General features: G+C 44.6%; 15 protein-coding genes. 10 read left to right on the forward strand and 5 right to left on the reverse strand.

Features of this window, described 5'->3' with window-relative positions; translation table 11 throughout:
* Positions 1-31: 31 nt before the first annotated feature.
* The 3 genes from JFN88_RS05335 to JFN88_RS05345 all read right to left on the reverse strand — a co-directional run bounded on the left by JFN88_RS05335 (position 32) and on the right by JFN88_RS05345 (position 5,387).
* Positions 32-1,771 carry an alpha-glycosidase gene (locus JFN88_RS05335; protein WP_199018292.1) on the reverse strand — a complete coding sequence of 580 codons (1,740 nt, stop codon included), beginning with the start codon at positions 1,769-1,771 and terminating at the stop codon, positions 32-34.
* A 112-nt stretch (positions 1,772-1,883) separates the two neighbouring features.
* Positions 1,884-3,440 (reverse strand): ABC-F family ATP-binding cassette domain-containing protein, encoded by a 1,557-nt coding sequence (locus JFN88_RS05340; protein ID WP_199018293.1) that lies wholly within the window; start codon positions 3,438-3,440, stop codon positions 1,884-1,886.
* Positions 3,441-4,799: 1,359 nt separating this feature from the next.
* Positions 4,800-5,387: a DUF3238 domain-containing protein gene (locus JFN88_RS05345; RefSeq protein ID WP_199018294.1), complete on the reverse strand. Its 588-nt coding sequence runs from the start codon at positions 5,385-5,387 to the stop codon at positions 4,800-4,802.
* 941 nt (positions 5,388-6,328) lie between these two features.
* On the opposite strand from JFN88_RS05345, the gene JFN88_RS25605 reads away from it, so the two are divergent.
* A complete protein-coding gene (locus JFN88_RS25605) occupies positions 6,329-6,484 on the forward strand; it encodes a helix-turn-helix domain-containing protein (RefSeq protein ID WP_379166095.1) in 156 nt (51 codons plus the stop codon).
* Positions 6,436-6,693, forward strand: coding sequence for a helix-turn-helix domain-containing protein (locus JFN88_RS05350; protein WP_199018295.1), 258 nt, complete (start codon positions 6,436-6,438; stop codon positions 6,691-6,693). The genes JFN88_RS25605 and JFN88_RS05350 overlap by 49 nt, the downstream gene beginning before the upstream one ends.
* A gap of 468 nt (positions 6,694-7,161) precedes the next feature.
* Here JFN88_RS05350 and JFN88_RS05355 read toward each other — a convergent pair whose 3' ends face one another.
* Positions 7,162-7,539 carry a PilZ domain-containing protein gene (locus JFN88_RS05355; protein ID WP_199018296.1) on the reverse strand — a complete coding sequence of 126 codons (378 nt, stop codon included), beginning with the start codon at positions 7,537-7,539 and terminating at the stop codon, positions 7,162-7,164.
* Between the two features lie 255 nt (positions 7,540-7,794).
* On the opposite strand from JFN88_RS05355, the gene JFN88_RS05360 reads away from it, so the two are divergent.
* From JFN88_RS05360 to JFN88_RS05370, 3 genes are all read left to right on the forward strand, one after another.
* Entirely contained in the window at positions 7,795-8,514 is a 720-nt protein-coding gene (locus tag JFN88_RS05360) for a YebC/PmpR family DNA-binding transcriptional regulator (protein WP_199018297.1), read from the forward strand.
* A gap of 115 nt (positions 8,515-8,629) precedes the next feature.
* Positions 8,630-9,040, forward strand: a complete 411-nt coding sequence (locus tag JFN88_RS05365) for a hypothetical protein (protein WP_199018298.1) — start codon at positions 8,630-8,632, stop codon at positions 9,038-9,040.
* Between the two features lie 402 nt (positions 9,041-9,442).
* Positions 9,443-9,895 (forward strand): tautomerase family protein, encoded by a 453-nt coding sequence (locus JFN88_RS05370; RefSeq protein ID WP_199018299.1) that lies wholly within the window; start codon positions 9,443-9,445, stop codon positions 9,893-9,895.
* 138 nt (positions 9,896-10,033) lie between these two features.
* On the opposite strand, the gene JFN88_RS05375 is transcribed toward JFN88_RS05370, so the two are convergent.
* Complete coding sequence (locus tag JFN88_RS05375) at positions 10,034-10,612, reverse strand: TetR/AcrR family transcriptional regulator (RefSeq protein WP_199018300.1); 579 nt, start codon at positions 10,610-10,612, stop codon at positions 10,034-10,036.
* 333 nt (positions 10,613-10,945) lie between these two features.
* On the opposite strand from JFN88_RS05375, the gene JFN88_RS05380 reads away from it, so the two are divergent.
* The 5 genes from JFN88_RS05380 (at position 10,946) to JFN88_RS05400 (ending at position 18,226) form a co-directional block, all read left to right on the forward strand.
* A complete protein-coding gene (locus JFN88_RS05380; RefSeq protein ID WP_199018301.1) occupies positions 10,946-11,878 on the forward strand; it encodes an ABC transporter permease subunit in 933 nt (310 codons plus the stop codon).
* Positions 11,879-11,892: 14 nt separating this feature from the next.
* Entirely contained in the window at positions 11,893-12,783 is an 891-nt protein-coding gene (locus tag JFN88_RS05385; protein ID WP_199018302.1) for a carbohydrate ABC transporter permease, read from the forward strand.
* 101 nt (positions 12,784-12,884) lie between these two features.
* Complete coding sequence (locus JFN88_RS05390) at positions 12,885-14,651, forward strand: extracellular solute-binding protein (RefSeq protein WP_199018303.1); 1,767 nt, start codon at positions 12,885-12,887, stop codon at positions 14,649-14,651.
* A gap of 121 nt (positions 14,652-14,772) precedes the next feature.
* Positions 14,773-16,386, forward strand: a complete 1,614-nt coding sequence (locus JFN88_RS05395) for a response regulator transcription factor (RefSeq protein ID WP_199018304.1) — start codon at positions 14,773-14,775, stop codon at positions 16,384-16,386.
* Positions 16,373-18,226: a cache domain-containing sensor histidine kinase gene (locus JFN88_RS05400; protein WP_199018305.1), complete on the forward strand. Its 1,854-nt coding sequence runs from the start codon at positions 16,373-16,375 to the stop codon at positions 18,224-18,226. The genes JFN88_RS05395 and JFN88_RS05400 overlap by 14 nt, the downstream gene beginning before the upstream one ends.
* Positions 18,227-18,349: the final 123 nt, after the last annotated feature.

The raw sequence follows: 18,349 nt of genomic DNA on the forward strand, positions 1-18,349 counted from the left end.
GTCAGAATAGTTTGTCAATAAATACGAGTAATTAATGCTTGAGCGATTTTAAAATCAGATAGCCATAAGCGGGAATTTCCGAGGCATTCTTCAATAAATTCGCATGGCTGGAGAAAATATCGATCCATTCCTTGCTGGTGATATCCAGCCCATATTGGGCCGTACTGCCGGAATTATTCATGATGATGAGCAACCGGTCCTGATCGTCCCATCGCTCATAGACAAGCAGTTGCTTGCTGGCTTGCGGCAGGAATCGCAGTCCGCCTGTGCGCAGCGCCCGGTATTGCTTTCGCAACCGAATGGCGTTCTGGAAGAAGGAGAACAGCAAACGATCCTGCTTATCAGGGTCCCATTCCATGCATTTACGGTTTAGAGGGTCATGCTCTCCCTCCATTCCGATTTCATCGCCGTAGTAAATGCAGGGAGCCCCATAAAAGGTAAGCTCGAATAAATAAGCCAGCATCACGGATTCCTTATGGCCTTTGCACAATGTCAGCAGACGGGCGGTATCGTGGCTGCCTAACAGATTGAAGGCCACTTCTGTGATTTGTAGCGGGTAGCTAGCCAGTTGAGCCTGAATCGCATAAGAAAATTGCTCTGCATTTGTTGTTTTGCGGGCAAAAAAGTTCAGTAGCGCATTTGTGAACGGATAGTTCATGACCGCATCGAATTGGTCGCCTTGCAGCCAAGGCATTGAATCATGCATGATTTCCCCTAATATATACGCGTCAGGGTTGATCGACTTCACTGTGCTGCGGAATTCACGCCAGAACTGATGGTCCACTTCGTTGGCTACATCGAGCCGCCAGCCGTCAATGCCGATTTCCTCAATCCAGTACCTCGCGACATCCAGCAAATATTGCTTCACCTCGGGGTTTTCCGTATTTAATTTCGGCATGATTGGCTCAAATGCAAACGTTTCATAGGTTGGAATCCCGTCCTTCACCTCAAGGGGCCAACTGCGCACATAGAACCAATCCGCATAATCGGAAGCAGCGCCTTTCTCCATGGCATCAACAAAAGCAGGAAAGGTCTTGCCGCAATGGTTGAATACTGCATCCAGCAGCACCCTGATGCCGCGGCTATGACAAGCACTAACCAGTTGCTTCAACGTTTCATTGGTGCCGAAGTGAGGATCGACCTTGAAATAATCCCTTGTATCATATTTATGGTTCGTCGTTGCCTCGAATACCGGCGTAAAGTAGATCGCGTTAATACCCAGTTGAGACAAATAATCCAGGTGGTCCATGACACCTTGAAGATCGCCGCCAAAAAAATTCGAAGGCGTAGGCGTTCCACCCCAAGGCAGGACATTAGCCGGATCATTGCCGGGATCACCGTTGGCGAACCGTTCAGGGAAGATTTGATAGAAGACTGCGTCTTTTACCCAAGCTGGGGGTGAAATGATATCAATTGGATTCATGTAAGGGAAGTCATATAACCCTTCGTAAACGACGGCAGGCTTTTGTTCTTGAAACCCTTTTTCCAGCATGTAAATCGTTTGTTCACGGTCACGAAGCTGGAAATAATAAATAGTCCTGCGGAAGCGCGGTTCAATTGTGGCCTCCCAGTAATCAAACAGGCCGTCCGAAGCCCATTTTGTCATCGGTATCTCATCGTTTGTCATTTCCCAGCCATACTTATCGCCATAATGCAGGATAACGCCCGTCAAATCATCCTTCCTGGACCGCAGGCGAATATGAAGGGTTTTCGCATCATAAGCATAAGACCAATTCTGCTTGATTCGGTGATAAAGCGCTTCCAGTAACACTTCCGATCAGCTCCTTTTGATTCATTTACACGCAAAAAAAGGTCCAGCCTCTCTTGCTTAGCGAGGTTGAACCTTCTGGTTACATTGCCTTCATGTTTATGGTTATTATACTTTAAAACACCTTCGTCGTCCAGGACTCGCAGTTCCAGGTCTCGGTCACGACATCACGGTAAAATTCAGGTTCGTGAGAAATAAGCAGAATGCTGCCTTTGTACGCTTGCAGAGCACGTTTCAGCTCATCCTTGGCATCAACGTCCAGGTGGTTCGTCGGCTCATCGAGCACCAGCAGATTCGTTTCCTTGTTAATCAGTTTGCACAGACGGACCTTTGCCTTCTCTCCCCCGCTGAGAACGGCAATTTTACTCTCGATATGCTTGGTCGTCAGACCGCATCTTGCCAGAGCCGCGCGTACCTCGAATTGAGTAAAGGAAGAGAACTCATTCCAGATTTCTTCAATACACGTATTGTAATTGTCACCCTTGGACTCCTGCTCGAAATAGCCGACCTGCTGATGCTCGCCGCGCTCTACAGAACCAGAAACCGCCGGAATTTCGCCCAAAATACTGCGAAGCAGGGTCGTCTTCCCGATCCCGTTCGCGCCGACAAGAGCAATCTTCTGTCCGCGCTCCATGCGCAGATCAAGCGGGCGGGACAACGGCTCGCTATAGCCGATCACAAGCTCCTTCGTCTCGAAAATCAGCTTGCCTGACGTTCTGCCGGGGGTGAAGTTAAACTGCGGCTTCGGCTTTTCCTTCGCCAGCTCAATTACTTCCATCTTGTCGAGCTTCTTCTGGCGGGACATCGCCATATTCCGCGTCGCAACGCTTGCCTTGTTGCGGGCAACGAAGTCCTTCAAGTCGGCAATCTCCTGCTGTTGACGCTTGTAGGCCGATTCAAGCTGCTGCTTCTTCATTTCATGAACCTGTTGGAAATGCTCATAATCCCCAACGTAACGGTTCAGTTCCTGGTTTTCCATATGATAAATCAGATTGATGACACTATTAAGGAACGGAATATCATGCGAGATCAGAATAAACGCATTCTCATAAGCCTGCAAATACCGCTTGAGCCATTCAATATGCTGCTCATCCAGGTAGTTGGTCGGCTCGTCCAGCAGCAGAACTTCCGGCTTCTCCAGCAAAAGCTTGGCCAGCAGCACCTTCGTACGCTGTCCGCCGCTCAAGTCCGTAACATCCTTTTCGAGACCAATGTCAGTCAGACCAAGACCGCGTGCCGTTTCTTCAATTTTCGCATCGATCAGGTAGAAGTCCTGGTTCGTCAGCGTATCCTGGATTGTGCCTACGTCCTCTAGCAGCTGCTCCAGCTCCTCTGGCGTGACATCGCCCATCCGGCCATACATGTCGTTCATTTCCTGCTCCATATCGAACAGGTATTGGAAGGCGCCCTTCAACACATCGCGAATCGTCAGCCCCTTGGTCAATACGGCGTGTTGATCCAGATAGCCTACGCGCATCCGCTTGGACCATTCCACCTTGCCATCATCCGGCTGAAGCTTGCCTGTAATGATGTTCATAAAAGTAGATTTACCCTCGCCGTTGGCCCCAATAAGTCCAATATGCTCGCCCTTCAGCAGACGAAACGATACGTTATTGAAGATGGCACGGTCTCCAAAACCATGACTCAGTCGTTCTACATTCAAAATACTCATAAGTTAGCACCTTTTCTTTATATAATCTTATCGTTTTATTATAAGCGTTAACGCGTTTTCAACTCAATGCCCACTTCATGGCTTGTATCAAAAATGTACCTCTCATCACTATAACAGCCGAACGAAGCGAAGGCTACAGAGAAGGTCAAATGCAATAAGGCAGACACAGCAACATTGGGGATTGCTAGTAACGTTGCAAGTCCTCTAATATCTATGTAGACTAAATTTAGAAATATCTCCTATCCCTTGGAAACGAAATCTAAAAAGAGGTGATGATAAATTGAAGAAAAGTAAACTTTGGATTATCAACAGAAAACTGCACAAAAATTAGGAGAGAACTTTTCTGGCTTGTACGGACCTTTTGCTTCCAAACTCGGCAGTACATGTGCATCTAGGTTTTGGCATCGTAGATTCGCTTCTTTTATCTGTCCCTACATTCTACTTGCCCTTATTTTTTCTGTCCAACTTAGTGTAGCCGGTCCAATCCACTTCCTCCGTTGCAGGGGAAAAGAAAACGCTTGTCGAAGAAGTGGCATATGAACCCTTTCAACGAACGACCCCACCCTGAAACAACACCTGGTACAACAGCAGACTACCGAGTTGAGCACCGGCAAGCGGGCAGAAGTCATCTCCGACCTGCCGATATCATCACTGCGCCGATGCCATGGGCGGCTATCCGGGCAGCTTGACCTCGCCATCGATCTGCTTAGATTCACTAGATGGCAGCGCCTAAGCTTTAAGCAGACGCCAGAGGAACGCAGCATTCAAAGGGACGACCGACAACACTGGAAGCAAGACATTCCATAAGGACAGCAACCTAGCGTGACGGGAGGTAGTTATCGTGATACGTTCTATTTTTTACTTATGGACTACATTTTCAAGTTACACTATTGGAATCGGACTATACATTTTTATTTTAAGATTTTTAGGGGAGCCGCTGGAGAGCTCGGAGGTGAATCGGCTTATATTTTGGACGTTGCTCACTTATCTTTGTATCATGCTTGGACTATTTTTATTGATTATTCTATTGCTTAAAAGTATAAATAGACACACGTTTTGGCTTCAAACGCTTCTATTTATAATAGTTAGCTTTTTCCCAGCAAGTATTGCCCCTATTTTATCCGGATTCGGCATTATTTTTAACGTATCTTTTCTAGTGTCTAGTGAGGGATTGCTGTTTATTACGATGTTTGGAACAATGGCTGTACTGTTCTCTTATGGGCTATGGGTTGCGCAGAATCATAAGGGTAGACGAACATTTTGGGTTGTCTCAGCTAGTCTCATCTTTTTGATTATGTTTGTTAGATAAAAGGGAAGCCATCCTGTTTATTCTTAGGATGGTTTCCCTTTTATCATTAATTATACAGTTCTATTCACTGATTTTTCCATTGGAGGGAATAGGGATAGAATTGTGTCTCCGGTTTCGCGCGGATCATGCTTATAAATCGCAACAGGAGTTCCGCTGTTGATCCGTTTATAAATCTCATGAGCAGGGTAGCCGTCATGATTGCCATTAACGGTTACTTTACCGTCACTACCAACAGTTACAGTGTAATCCCAATCGATTGCCGGAGCATCTGTATTCAATGGATTCCCAACGCTTGCTCTGAGTTTAAATGTTGCTGATGTGCTGGTAATACTTGCGTTGGACATTGTTAAACCTTCTGTACTCGCATGGCCATAGGCAGTACGTAGAACTTCTCCAGTTTTAATATCAAGTGTTCGTTCAGTAGTTGAACCAGTAGACTTGAAGTATTTAATTTCTTTGTTGCCGAAGTCGCAGACAATATGTTGCACAATCTTTGATAATTCAGGTTGATTTTCCGTATAGTATGTGAACTCGCGGTTATTTCCGTTATATTGAATGATGACTGCTGTTGTTCTCATATATTCAATCCAAGCCTGCGGAATGAAAGCTGCAAATCGTAATGTTACAATGTTTGCCATTATAATTACCTCCTTTTATTTTAAGATGCTGTGATCTCTTCCCGGGTTGCGGAGATCACTCATCCTTTACACTTAAGTAGGTAATTTCAAAGGGGAAATACAACCTCAAACGAAAAATAATTTTAAGAACGATTACAGGGCAGGGAAAACGAAACGTGAAAAACGTACGTTTCCTTAGCGTACATTTTTCGCGTTTCGTTGGCGGGACAAACTATTTGACAGAGACCGTTCACAGGCTGGCCTCCTCTCTCTTGGAAAGCCGAAAGTCATTGAACTCTGCGATTACAAAGTTCAGCAATTGATTTATATTGTAGCCCCTCCATTTGTTGATGAACTCGTAATACCAACTTCATTATACACTTCCGAGGTGCAATTTTCCCCGAAATTAGTCTCCCAACTCCACCAAACTCGGCAGGTATTTATAACGCTTGTAGCACCATTTCCGCATACGTATACCTTTCGATAATATGCCAAATTGTCCACTATTTCTTCTCGCTCCCTTCTTTAATGATCTGAAGTAGTTCTACAATTGTATTGTTCAAAGACTCGATTTTCTTTTCAAACAGGATCATTTGTGAGTCATCCATCCTTTTATACAGTACTGTGCAGATTAGATGAAACAATTACTAATTTACAAACGTATAAATAAAATAGAACATATGTTCCTTTTTTGGTTGTGAAATCCACTTTCTCCCTCCTATATAGGTGAGGATATATTTTTCTTGCCTGAAAAACTTTAAAATTCGACAATGGAGGGTCATACAGTGGAACCTACTATCGATTTTTTCAGATCAGAACTATATCGGATAGCATGGAGAATGCAATATAAAGTGAGGGTTCAGCACAAGCACGAATGTAGCTATGTTCAGGAAATCACCCCTTCTACAAGTTTCACTGAACAGGCAGATAACCGTTTGTTGTTAGAGAGCCTTTTTAAATCGATGCCTGCTCACATCGGTAAACAAATCATCCTAGATCTCTATATAAACGATAAAAGTGAAAAGCAAATTGCCCAAGAATTGAATATTAGTCAGCAGGCGGTGAACAAATGGAAACAGAAGATGCTCAATACACTGAACCAGAAGATGAGTTTCTAGAACTCCTTTCTCTAGCGAAAAAAAATGACAAGAACGCACTTTTAAAACTTCTCCACTTTTTCGAAGAAGATATGATTAGACTATGTCGATTTATACGAATGCCAGAAGAAGATGCTTTACAGACTATGACATTGGAAATGATCGAAGTCTTCAAACGCCACGAAACTACCAAACTGGAAAACGCCCTATCGAATAAGTCGAGTCGCTAAACGACTCATTCGAGGTGACATTCATGTCTATTATCGTAATAAAAGTAACTGGATATTTCTTTTAAAGTGTTGTTCAGAACCCTAAAAGACAAGAGGGGGGCCATGCTCCGGCAGGAAGCCCCTCATACTGCTCACCAGTCTGAAAATGAGTCTGGTTGGCAATTTCAGTCTTGAACGATATACCGCGCAAGTGTTTCACCGCTATTACGGTGGCGCTGCTGGCGGTGTCAATGTCTATGTAAATGTCATCTTTCATTCAGAGAATAATAGAGAGAGAACGGTATATTTCAGGCAAAGCCATTGTTTAATATCAGGTGGCAGGATGATCACAGACTTTTTGTGAGGAATATGGGCGGGGGTGAGAATCGATACCAGGAAGAATGAAGGTTTCGATAGAGGGGCAAATGTTTGAGAGCCGCGCTACTGGTTTGCCCCTCTAATAATTAGGTTATCGTCGAAAAAGATGAGCTACTTCACAACAATTCTCCCCTGACCCGCTAGCACGCGCATCTCCTTGTTGAACCGTTCCTGGTCATCTGCTTTCGTTCCTAGATTCACGCCATAAAACCACTGACTGTCTTGCTTTCTATCCCAGCACAGCGTACCTTCCAATATTATAGGGTCCTCAGCAAGGATGAGATTCATCCTGATCCGAATCTCATTCGAATTAACCTGCAGACTCAATGGGAGCGAAATCTGGCAACCGTAGCGGCTGATGTCGAACAATTCGGCAGGAATAGGCTTGGCGGGAGCCGGTGTTCCGTTCACACTCAGAATATAAATTTCTAGTGCGATCGGCTCCTTAAGCGTGTAACGGAAGGGCTCTTTTCTTTGATTAGTTGGCATGTTTACCTCCACTTCATTACGGAAAGTAACTCTGATAGGTTTTAATGGAAGTTCCCTGTCAAGTATAGCATAATCATGCCAGGCACTAACCACTTCTTTCTTCCCTGTGCCTTGCTTGGTATAATGGTAGACATGAAACTACTTCCCGCGGGCGTTCCTCCAATGAACAAAGATTAAGTTCTTATACTGTCCATCCACCCGGGTAATTGGTTATACTGGAGAAGAGATTATTTTATGTAGAAGGCAGGTTCTGAGATGGGTCGCAAATGGAATAATATTAAAGAAAAGAAAGCATCCAAGGATGCCAATACAAGCCGGGTTTATGCCAAATTTGGCCTCGAAATCTATGTAGCGGCGCGCAAGGGTGAGCCGGACCCCGAATCCAACCGTGCGCTGAAGGTCGTGCTTGAGCGCGCTAAAACGTACAATGTGCCCAAAGCGATCATCGACCGCGCAATTGACAAAGCCAAAGGAAGTTCGGATGAGATCTATGAAGAGCTGCGCTATGAGGGCTTTGGCCCCAACGGCTCGATGATCATCGTGGATGCGCTGACCAATAACGTCAACCGTACTGCATCGGCTGTCCGCGCCGCTTTTAGCAAAAACAACGGCAATATGGGCGTAAACGGCTCCGTTGCTTATATGTTTGACGCAACAGCGGTGATCGGTGTCGCTGACAAAACGCTAGATGAGGTCATGGAGATTCTGCTGGAAGCGGATGTCGATGTGCGGGACATTGAGGAAGAGGACGACAACGTGCTGGTCTATGCCGAGCCGGATCAATTTCATGCGGTCCAAGAAGCGCTGCACCAAGCCGGCATCCATGAATTTACAGTGGCTGAACTGACGATGCTTGCACAGAATTATGTCACGCTGCCCGAGGAATCGGTGGCTTCATTCGAGAAGATTATCGACACGCTAGAGGACCTGGAGGATGTTCAGCAGGTGTACCACAACGTGGAATTTGCGGACTAGCCTTTTATTTGCTTGAGAACCGTACCGTCACATGAGGCTGATCCATCATTGACTGTGCGGTTTTTTGCCATGCTTGTGTTTCGGTAGCTTATCTTTTAAAAAAGGAGTTGTCTTCTTGAATAAAAAAATACTCATTACTTCCTCACTCCTGGTCGTTATTTTAGTTGCCCTGTCATCTGTTTTGTACTTCAGTAAAGGAAATTATATTTACTCAACAGAAACAGGAGGAAATATTTCCGCCGGGAACTATGATGAGAACGATAAGGTCTTGGAAAGTACGATCGAAGTAAACGATGAAAAACTTAATCAGTTATTCGTATCCAGCTTTATAGATCTTAATCAAGGGGATTTGAAGTATGAGTTGTATGCCCCAAACGGTGCTTTAGTTTACGAGACCACAGTTACCCATAAAGAAGGTTTTAAAAACACAGTTGAACTTGAGCCCTTCTTGGGAGAATGGGTTGCAAAATATTATATAAACGAAACGACTAACGGTTCGTACACGCTTCGATTTGAAGGAAAATAGGCTCCATGGTCAAATGGCGGATGTTGGCGGATGTCCAACACTTTAATGAGGGTTAGAAGCTATATTGCGGGGTACATTGTGCGTATCAGATCTTCCAAGGAGGCAACCGTATCGAAAGCAGCTCCGAATACCGCAAGCTGTATACGTTACTCCTGCCTTACAAGCCATAGAATCTTGAAGCTCCAGGTTAAGGAATCCGCGGCACGATCACTTTAGATATGTTGGCTCCCCCCATGCCGCCAGGTCAACTTGATCGTGTTTTTTCCTGTGATCTTTAGCTTAATGGACGCCGCCGCTTAGACAACCGGGCATGGATGTTATCCCAGACAGTTGACTATGATGATTATCATAATATACAATTATGATGAACGTATACTTGATTCAAGAAGGAGAATAAAAACAATGCCAATGATCGATGTGTATGCACCAGAAAACCTCTTCCCCGCAGATGCAGACAGCGAACTGGGAACCGCCTTGGCTCAAGCCGTGCTTAGAGCAGAAGGCGTCGCTTCGCCTGGTCCATTTCATCTGGACAATACGGCAGTATTTATTCATCGGTTAAAATCAACAGCTATTCACACTGGAAGCACTAACTCTGCGAACAATGTGCGCATTCAAATTATTACACCACCCGGCTCACTTAACCGGGAAGGACAACGACAAATTACGAAGGAAGCGACAGAAATTGTAACGCGTATTTCTGGAGATGACACCCTCGCCAAACGCACCTGGGTCATTTTGACCGAAGCTGCCGAAGGTGGTTGGGGCATACAGGGAACCGCTTTTGGAATCGAAGAATTTACGGCTCTGGCCGCTCAGGCAGCCGCTGCCAAAGCCGCTCAGGAAAAAAATTAAGAACCATCTAGTAAAACACGACTAGGCCTGTATCTGCATATTCCGTTACGGAGGCGCAGATAACAGGCCTAGTTGTTTTAAGCAGGACAGTTGGTTGAGGTTGAGTACGGCTGGAGAATCTTGTGTGGCAGTGAGGTCTTACATCATTTGGGATTGCGTAGCAGATGCGTTCCTGACCATTACAAGCAATTGCTCTGCCACAATATTAAAGGTATCGAACGACTTCTGCGCCTTGCTGATGGCTACCGCGCCCTCGCAAGACGAAATGATGACATTTGCAAGCCCCCTCGCGCTGTCTGAGCCAACTCCACCCGCGGCCAGCAATGCCGTCAGCCGTTCAACCCATTGCCGAAATACAGATGCCGCTCGGTCAAGCAAATCCGAAGATTCCGCTCCTATTGTTACTGCAAGCACCGAGCAACCCATTTCGAAATTCGATTGGCTTAGCAGCATTCGCCATAGTGAAATAAACTGTCCAGCAACGGTCTCCGCAGGTTCGCCTTCAAGGTTGTTCAGAAAGTTCAGAGCGTGATTCCCCGCCAGTTCGAGCGCCTCACCTATAATTTGTTCTTTCCCCTGAGGAAAATGATGATAGATGGAGCCTCTTGGCGCGCCTGTTGCCTTCATTATTTCATTCAATGAAGCCGCATGCGCTCCCCGCTCGCCCAGAAGCTTTACAGCGCCTTCAATCATTCGTTCTCGAGAATTGAGAGTCATTTGTCACACCTCCCTTTATAACGTATATAACGTATCTTTTTTTCCGTAATGTTAATTATAACAATTGTACAATCCAAAAGCGTAAACGTACAGTACAGGTTACGGCAGACACATTCCAAAATTCGACATTTTTCTGTTTGGATATCACAACTCTCGAAAAAAAGTCCTATTTAACGAAAAAAAATCCTATTTAAAAATTGGAACCTGAATAATTATTCCAAACTCGCTGGCAATACCGTAATTTCCTACAAGAAGTAGTTGCATGCTTCATTCCGATATGGGAGTCCTCTGCCCTATAATTTACTTGTATCACTTAGAAAGGGGCACCTTCGTATGGCAACCAGCACTACTTACGCTATGAAAGGCAAAAGCAAACGAATCAAAAAAGACGGAATTACTTTATTTCTACTATCAACGCCTTTCATTATTGCTATGATCTTGTTCAGTTACTTTCCGGTTTATGGTTGGATTTACGCTTTTTTCGACTACAAGCCCGGCATCCCACTGTCGTCGACACCTTTTGTAGGTCTTTCTAACTTCCAGAAGATATTCGACACACCTGCTGACTTGATTAACGCACTTATCAACACACTGGCTATGAACTTTCTGAATATTCTTCTATCGCCGTTAGCAATTGTATTCGCCATCATGATAAATGAAGTTCGTTCAACCCGATACAAAAAATTTGTTCAGACGTTATCTACATTGCCAAATTTTATAAGCTGGGTTTTGGTTTTCTCATTGGCTTTCGCGTTTTTCTCCAGTGACGGTTTTATCAATACCGTGCTGAGCAAACTAGGAGTCGATAAGCAAATTGATCCTATTGGCACAGAAAGTGTGACCTGGTTCTTCCAAGCAGGAATTACGGTGTGGAAGTCACTCGGCTGGAGCGCCATTATTTATATTGCTGCAATTGCAGGTATTGACGGGGAGCTTTATGATGCAGCCAAGGTAGACGGAGCGGGCCGATTCAAGTCAATCTGGCATATTACAGTTCCTGGTGTGCTGCCAACCTTCTTCGTATTGCTCTTGCTTAGTGTAAGCAACATGCTTTCAAGTTCATTTGACCAGTATTTTGTTTTTTATAATCCTCTTGTCGCTGATAAAATTGAAGTCCTTGATTACTATGTGTACCGCGCAGGGATTAAGGTGGGCGACTATCCGTTTGCGACTGCAGTTGGTATGTTTAAAACGCTTGTCAGTGTTGTCCTGCTGTTTTCCGTGAACTTCATTTCAAAAAAAATTAGAGGACAAAGCATGATTTAGTTGGAGGGGCAGACATGACTTTAATTCTGAAAAACTTTAGCGGGAAAGCCTTTGATTGGCTAAACGGCATCCTTTTATTACTGTTCACATTGATGTGCATCTACCCGTTTTATTATGTGCTTATCTATTCGATTAGTGATCCGGCAAAAGTAGCACAAGGGATCTTCTTGCTCCCTGCCGGATTGGAGTTTGGAACGTACAAGAGCATTCTGTCTCTCCCATACATCAAGACATCGTTTTTTATCTCGTTGTCCCGGACTGTTATTGGTACTCTGTTAACTGTTCTTTGCTGCAGCTTCTTCTCTTACTTGTTAACGAAAGACCGGATGCTGCTGCGCAAATTTGTTTACCGGATGCTTGTTGTTACCTTATACATCAATGCGGGCTTAATTCCTTGGTATATCACCATGAAAATGCTCCATCTTGATGAAAACTTCTTGCTCTATGTGCTTCCAACCGCCGTCTCCGGCTTCAATGTTATTTTGATCAAGACGTACATTGAACAGCTTCCAGCAGCGCTGGAGGAGTCCGCAATGATTGATGGGGCCGGTTATTTGACGATATTCACCAAGATTATTTTTCCGCTCTGTAAACCGATTGTCGCAACCGTCGCCGTATTTGCTGCTGTAGGACAGTGGAACACATGGATGGATAATTATTTTCTTGTGAATAGTGCAAGCCTCAAAACGATTCAGCTAACCTTGTATGAGTTCTTAAGTTCTGCCAACACTTTTACCGGACTGGATGCAGCTTCTATAACTCGCCAAGCCCAAAATGTAGTGTTGACCCCTGAAAGTATCAAGATGAGCACAACGATCATTGTTACATTGCCTATTCTAGCTGTTTACCCATTTATGCAACGTTATTTCGTTAAAGGTATCATGCTCGGCGCTGTCAAGGGATAATTCACATCCCGCTTCTTGTAACTAACGATATACGATCCCTGCAAAGAGCCGATCTTTGCAGGGCTGTATATATAGAAAAATCATGGAGGGGTAAAGACAAGATGATGAAGAAAAAATTGAAGTACACCATGTCACTGGCACTTGCTATCTGCCTGTTATTTTCAATAACAGCTTGCAGCAGCGGAAACACCAAGAATGCTGAACCCAACACGAACTCTTCAAATCCAAAGGGTACGGAAGGAAACAACACCGATAAGTCCAGTAATTTGGATCCGCTTACATTTACAATCAGTTGGGATCAGCAATTCAATGGCGTACCCGGTGTTCAAAACAACCCTGTAGCGAATGCAATCAAAGAAAAAACCGGAATAACGATGGATATCATCGGAACAGACCGGGATAAACTGAAAGTTATGCTGGCAGGAGGAGACCTCCCGGACATCATGGTTCTGCCTCCGGAACTGGGTAAGGTTGCACTTGACGGTAAAATGGCTCTTCCATTAGATGAACTTTTGGAAAAAGCGCCTAATATTGCAAAGCATAAGACTGCGCTTGACGTCATCAATGCGCGTCTTGACAATCAAGATGGCAAGCACTACTTCTTGCCAATCAGCATCACCCCCGATGCAAAGCCATATGTCAACTATTCACCATGGATTGGCTGGTTTACACGTTGGGACTATTTTAAAGAAGAAGGATATCCAGAACTGAAGTCCTATGATGATATGATCCCGATGCTGGCCAAACAACTGGAGAAGCATCCGAAGACAGACGAAGGCAAGAAAGTTTATGGATTGTCTGGCTGGACGGATTGGGGATTGTGGTCGTATTACGTACCGTTCATTTACGCAGAAGGATGGACGGAGTCTACTAAGAATACCGTCACCAAGCCGGATGGTTCTTACGTCTACCGCTATGCAGCTGACGGACCGTTCTGGAGAGGCGTAGAGTTTTACAATAAAGCATTCCGCGCGGGTATTCTGGACAAAGAAATGTTTACACAAAAATATAGCGATTATCAAGCCAAGCTCAAGTCTGGTCAGCTTCTGACGATTCACATGGGATGGGAGCTGGATGGCGCAAACACTTACTTCCAGTCCAAAGGCCAGACAGATAAAGGCTTCGTAGCTCAGGTCGTTGATGGAGCAACATCCCAGTCTTACTCACTGCAATCGATTGTAGGCGCCAATGACCCGTGGATTATTATCTCTAAAAACGCTAAGAACCCTGAACGTGCAATCGCCTTCCTTGACTATCTGTACTCCGTTGAAGGATCGAGTCTCATCATGAATGGCGTCAAAGGCGAGCATTGGGATATTGAGAACGGCAAACCGGAATTGACAGATGCTACGATTAAGGCAAAAACGGAAGATAAAGATTTCACGATCAAGACCGGTATTTCCTTGTACGGCAAACTGCAGGGACTTGGCGGAAGTACAATTAATCCAGAAACAGGAACTTATATCCAGATGGATCTGACGGAGAAATACTTCAAGACCAAGTTAACTCCGCTTGATAAAGAGTACAGTGAATACTATGGCGGAACATTCCCAGGCGACGCATGGAATAAGCTGGTTGAAAAAGGAAAAGCGAAAAACTTGAGCCCGGCTTATATTCCAGCGCTGCCTTCATTGCAATCTCAAGGTGACGATGACCTCGCCAAATTGGAAGCAAATATTGAACAAATTCTGATCAAGGAAACGCCAAAAGCTGTTATGGCTAAAGATGAAGCTGCGTTCCAAAAAGAGAAAGAGCGTATCCTTGGCCTTGTGAACAAAGCTGGAATGTCTCAAGCAGATGCTTTCTGGAAAAAATCTTTTGAAGACGGAATGAAAAAATACGATGATTTAATTAAAAGTCCAAAATAAGTTATAATATATGCATAAACTTTCAAGATACCGGCAGCCTTTTTAGGATTGTCGGTATCTTGTACTCTTTTCAAACCTATATTCATTATGGCATTGCTTCAAGTCATGAGGGGGAATTAAGATGTTCAAGGTTTTGATTGTGGAAGATGAGATGCTTGTACGCGTTGGGCTGACCAACTCCATAGCTTGGAGCAAATACGATATGGAAGTTATTGCTGATGTGTCCAACGGCCGCGAAGCGTTAGCAATCTATATGAACGAGAAGCCTGATTTGATCGTAACCGACTTGAAAATGCCGGTAATGGACGGGTTAGAGCTGATTTCAACCATTCGCAGCAAAGACGTGGATACCAAAATTCTCATTCTTTCCTGCATAGATGACTTTGAATATGCCCGCAAAGCAGCAAATCTGAAAGTGTCCGGCTATATATTGAAGCTAACCATGACGATGGAGGAGATTGAAGGAACCTTAGAGGAAATTCGCAAGGAATTAGTCGCCCACTCCTATTCATTCAAGCCGCCTGTTCAGCAACAATTAAGTCTGGATTTGCTCAAAGAGAAAGTGCTTAAAGACTACTTGTTCTATGGCGTGTACTCTGAAGATGAGATGGGAACGATCATGCAGCAATTTGAACCTCCTATTCATACGGGACCCATTGCGGTTGCCATTTTGGAGACGTATCAGTACGACCGGCTGCATGAACGATTTGATGACGATCGCGGCAAGCTGATCCAATTTTCAATTCTCAATATTTTGAACGAAATCATGGTCAATCATGGCGGCGGCATTGCCTATCATGATCAAAAGAATCGGTATCTAATGATTTTCTCGTTCCTTTCTCATCATTCCGCTGAAACCAATCGTTCCAGGTTGACGGCCGTATTCGATAATATTCAGAAGGCGATGCATTCCTATTTTAATGTGCCTGTTTTCATTAGTGTCAGCGCTACCGGAGAAGGCTTTCACAGCATGAGAAGATTTTATCAGGAATGCACAAGAATGCTGAATGACCGCTACTTTTCCCATACTGCAATCATTACTTCCGTTGAAAACCGAATTATCGGCGAGCCTAAATTTAAAAAGCTGATCGCAAATAGCTGTAATAAATGGGCTCTTCTAGGGGAGAGCTATTATAAAAATCTTCAAGAAACAACATTTCATGCACTTAAGCAGCCACTTCAAGATGAAGGCGATTGGAAACAAGTATTTATTCACTTAATGGAATGGACCCGTGCTTATCTTGCCATCCCGGACGACCAGGCCGCTTTAATGGAATTGTCCGGTACGGAGCGCATTCTGGTCAGTCCTACCATTTACGATTCCATTCAGGCATGGGAAAATTATTTGGAAGAGACCGCCAAACTTAAGCATATGATCAAGTCTGTAACCAAGGAAGTTGCTGAGGCTGTTAAATATATTCAAATGCGGTACGACCAGGACATTACGCTCAAAGAGATTTCGGAATTGGTGAATCTTAGCCCCAACTACTTAAGCCTGCTGTTCAAAAAGAACATGGGCCGCAATCTAATCGAGTATTTGACAGATTACCGTATCGAAAAGGCCAAAGAGCTGCTGCAGAAAACAAATCTTAAAACTTATGAGATTGCGGAAAATGTAGGATTTTCGGATAGCGCCTATTTCAGTCGGATTTTCAAAAAAGTAACCGGGATTTCGCCGCTTGAGTTCCGAAAAATCAAAGTGCTCGGAGGGACCGCGAAGCATGAGGACATTTAAATTCTTTACGGATCGCGGTTTCAATGTGAAGCTCAAAACGCAATTAATTGCTTCATTTCTTACCATGTCTTTGCTGGTCGTTGCCGTTATTGCTATTTTAGTGTATAACAGCGTACTGACAATCCTTAGAAATCAGTCCAATGAAATGGTGACCCGGCAATTTTACCAGTCCGAACACAACATTCTGGAATTTCGAGACCAAATCGAAAAAATAGCAGGGGTTTTGGCCATTAATAAAGACATTCAGAGCTTTATTGACCGGCAGAACGCCCCTGATGCAGTACGTGTTAATGAAGTGAGAGTCGTCCTTAAATCGCTGGACACTTTTCTTAATACTTACCCTTATATCGATTCCATTTCTTTATTTCGGCCTGACGGCGAGGCGATTTATGACTCGTTGTCAGCTAGTTGGTACCGTGAAGATGCTCGTGAGGAAATTCCCTTTTATTCATCCGCTCTTTATGAGCAGATTACCCAGCAAGGTCACGGATTTCTATGGGAAGGGCAAAGCAATTCGAAGCTGTTTCAGTTGACTGATCAGGCGGACATATACGAGGAGCCGGTCCAATATATAACGGTATTCCGGAACGTGTACGTCCTCGGTCGGATTAGCCAGTCGGCGGTTATCGCTGTGAATATCAGGCAGTCTAATTTTGAATCCATTTTCAAAAGCAAGGGCAATTCATCAAACAGTGTTCAGTATCTGATAGACACTGACGGAATACGAATTTCCCAGTCGGCTTCAGGCGCAATCGGCACACGGGCAGAACTTGCAGATCACATTGCTCCAAATCAGACAAGCGGCAGCTTTGCGACTAGCACCAACGGGGACTCCAAGCAGGTCACCTATTATAATATTGGGAACACGGGCTGGACGCTTATTAACGAGACACCGGAAGGTGAGTTTATTCGCAACACTTTGGCGCTCCGCAAGCTGATCCTGGTTGCAGTGGCCATCGGCGCCATTTGCGCGCTGTTCTTGTCCAACTACTGGATTTATCGCATTACGAGACCATTTAATCATCTAGTGAATGCCATGCGTGAAATGGAGAAAGGGAACCTTGGTGTTATTATCAACGAGACCCCCAGCACTGAGTTGGGCATCATCGGGAGAAGGTTCAACAAAATGTCTCTAAGCATTGAGGAACTGATTCAGAAAAATAAAACGATCGAAGAAGACAAACGCAGGCTGGAAATCGAAGCGCTCCAAGCCCAAATCAACCCGCATTTCCTCTACAATGCTCTGAATACAATCAAGTGGGTCGCCATGGTGAGGAAGGAACTAAGCATTGTAGATAGCATCACGACACTCGGGAATATGTTGCGTTCGATTTACAAAGACCGTACTTTAACCGTTCCATTGCAAGTTGAGGTGGAGTACATTGAAAATTATTTGAAAATTATGAATATCCGTTTTGGTGAAGGGGTTAGAGTAGACATCCATATCCCGGATCACTTGAAAGACTGTCATCTCATTCGGTTTATTATGCAACCCATTGTAGAGAATGCTTTCATTCATGGGATGTCCTTAAGAAGCTATAGAGGGAAAATCGGCATCATTGCCTCCCAGGAAGATAATAACCTGATGATCACGATTTCCGACAATGGCGTCGGGATCCACGCGCAGTCGCTGGAAAAATTGCAAAACCATCTGAATGCCATTCCATCGCATTCATCGGACGCTTCCCTGCCTGAAGGGAGCATCGGTCTGTCTAACGTCAATCGCAGAATCAAGATGCAATACGGTCACGACTATGGCCTGTTTCTGGAAAGTGAAGAAGGCTCCGGGACTACTGTGAGAATTCGTGTACCGATGATTCGAACTGCAGAGTCTGTCTAGACTGAAAACCGTCGGTGCAGCGGCAGTAACTCAGGCAACCTCGAGCTATCGATTGACGAGATTTGAAAGTCGCATCCGCATGTCAAAAAGGTACAGCCTCCAAACGAGCTGGAAGCTGTACCT

This window comes from Paenibacillus roseus (assembly GCF_016424485.1).
Taxonomy (GTDB): domain Bacteria; phylum Bacillota; class Bacilli; order Paenibacillales; family Paenibacillaceae; genus Paenibacillus_D; species Paenibacillus_D roseus.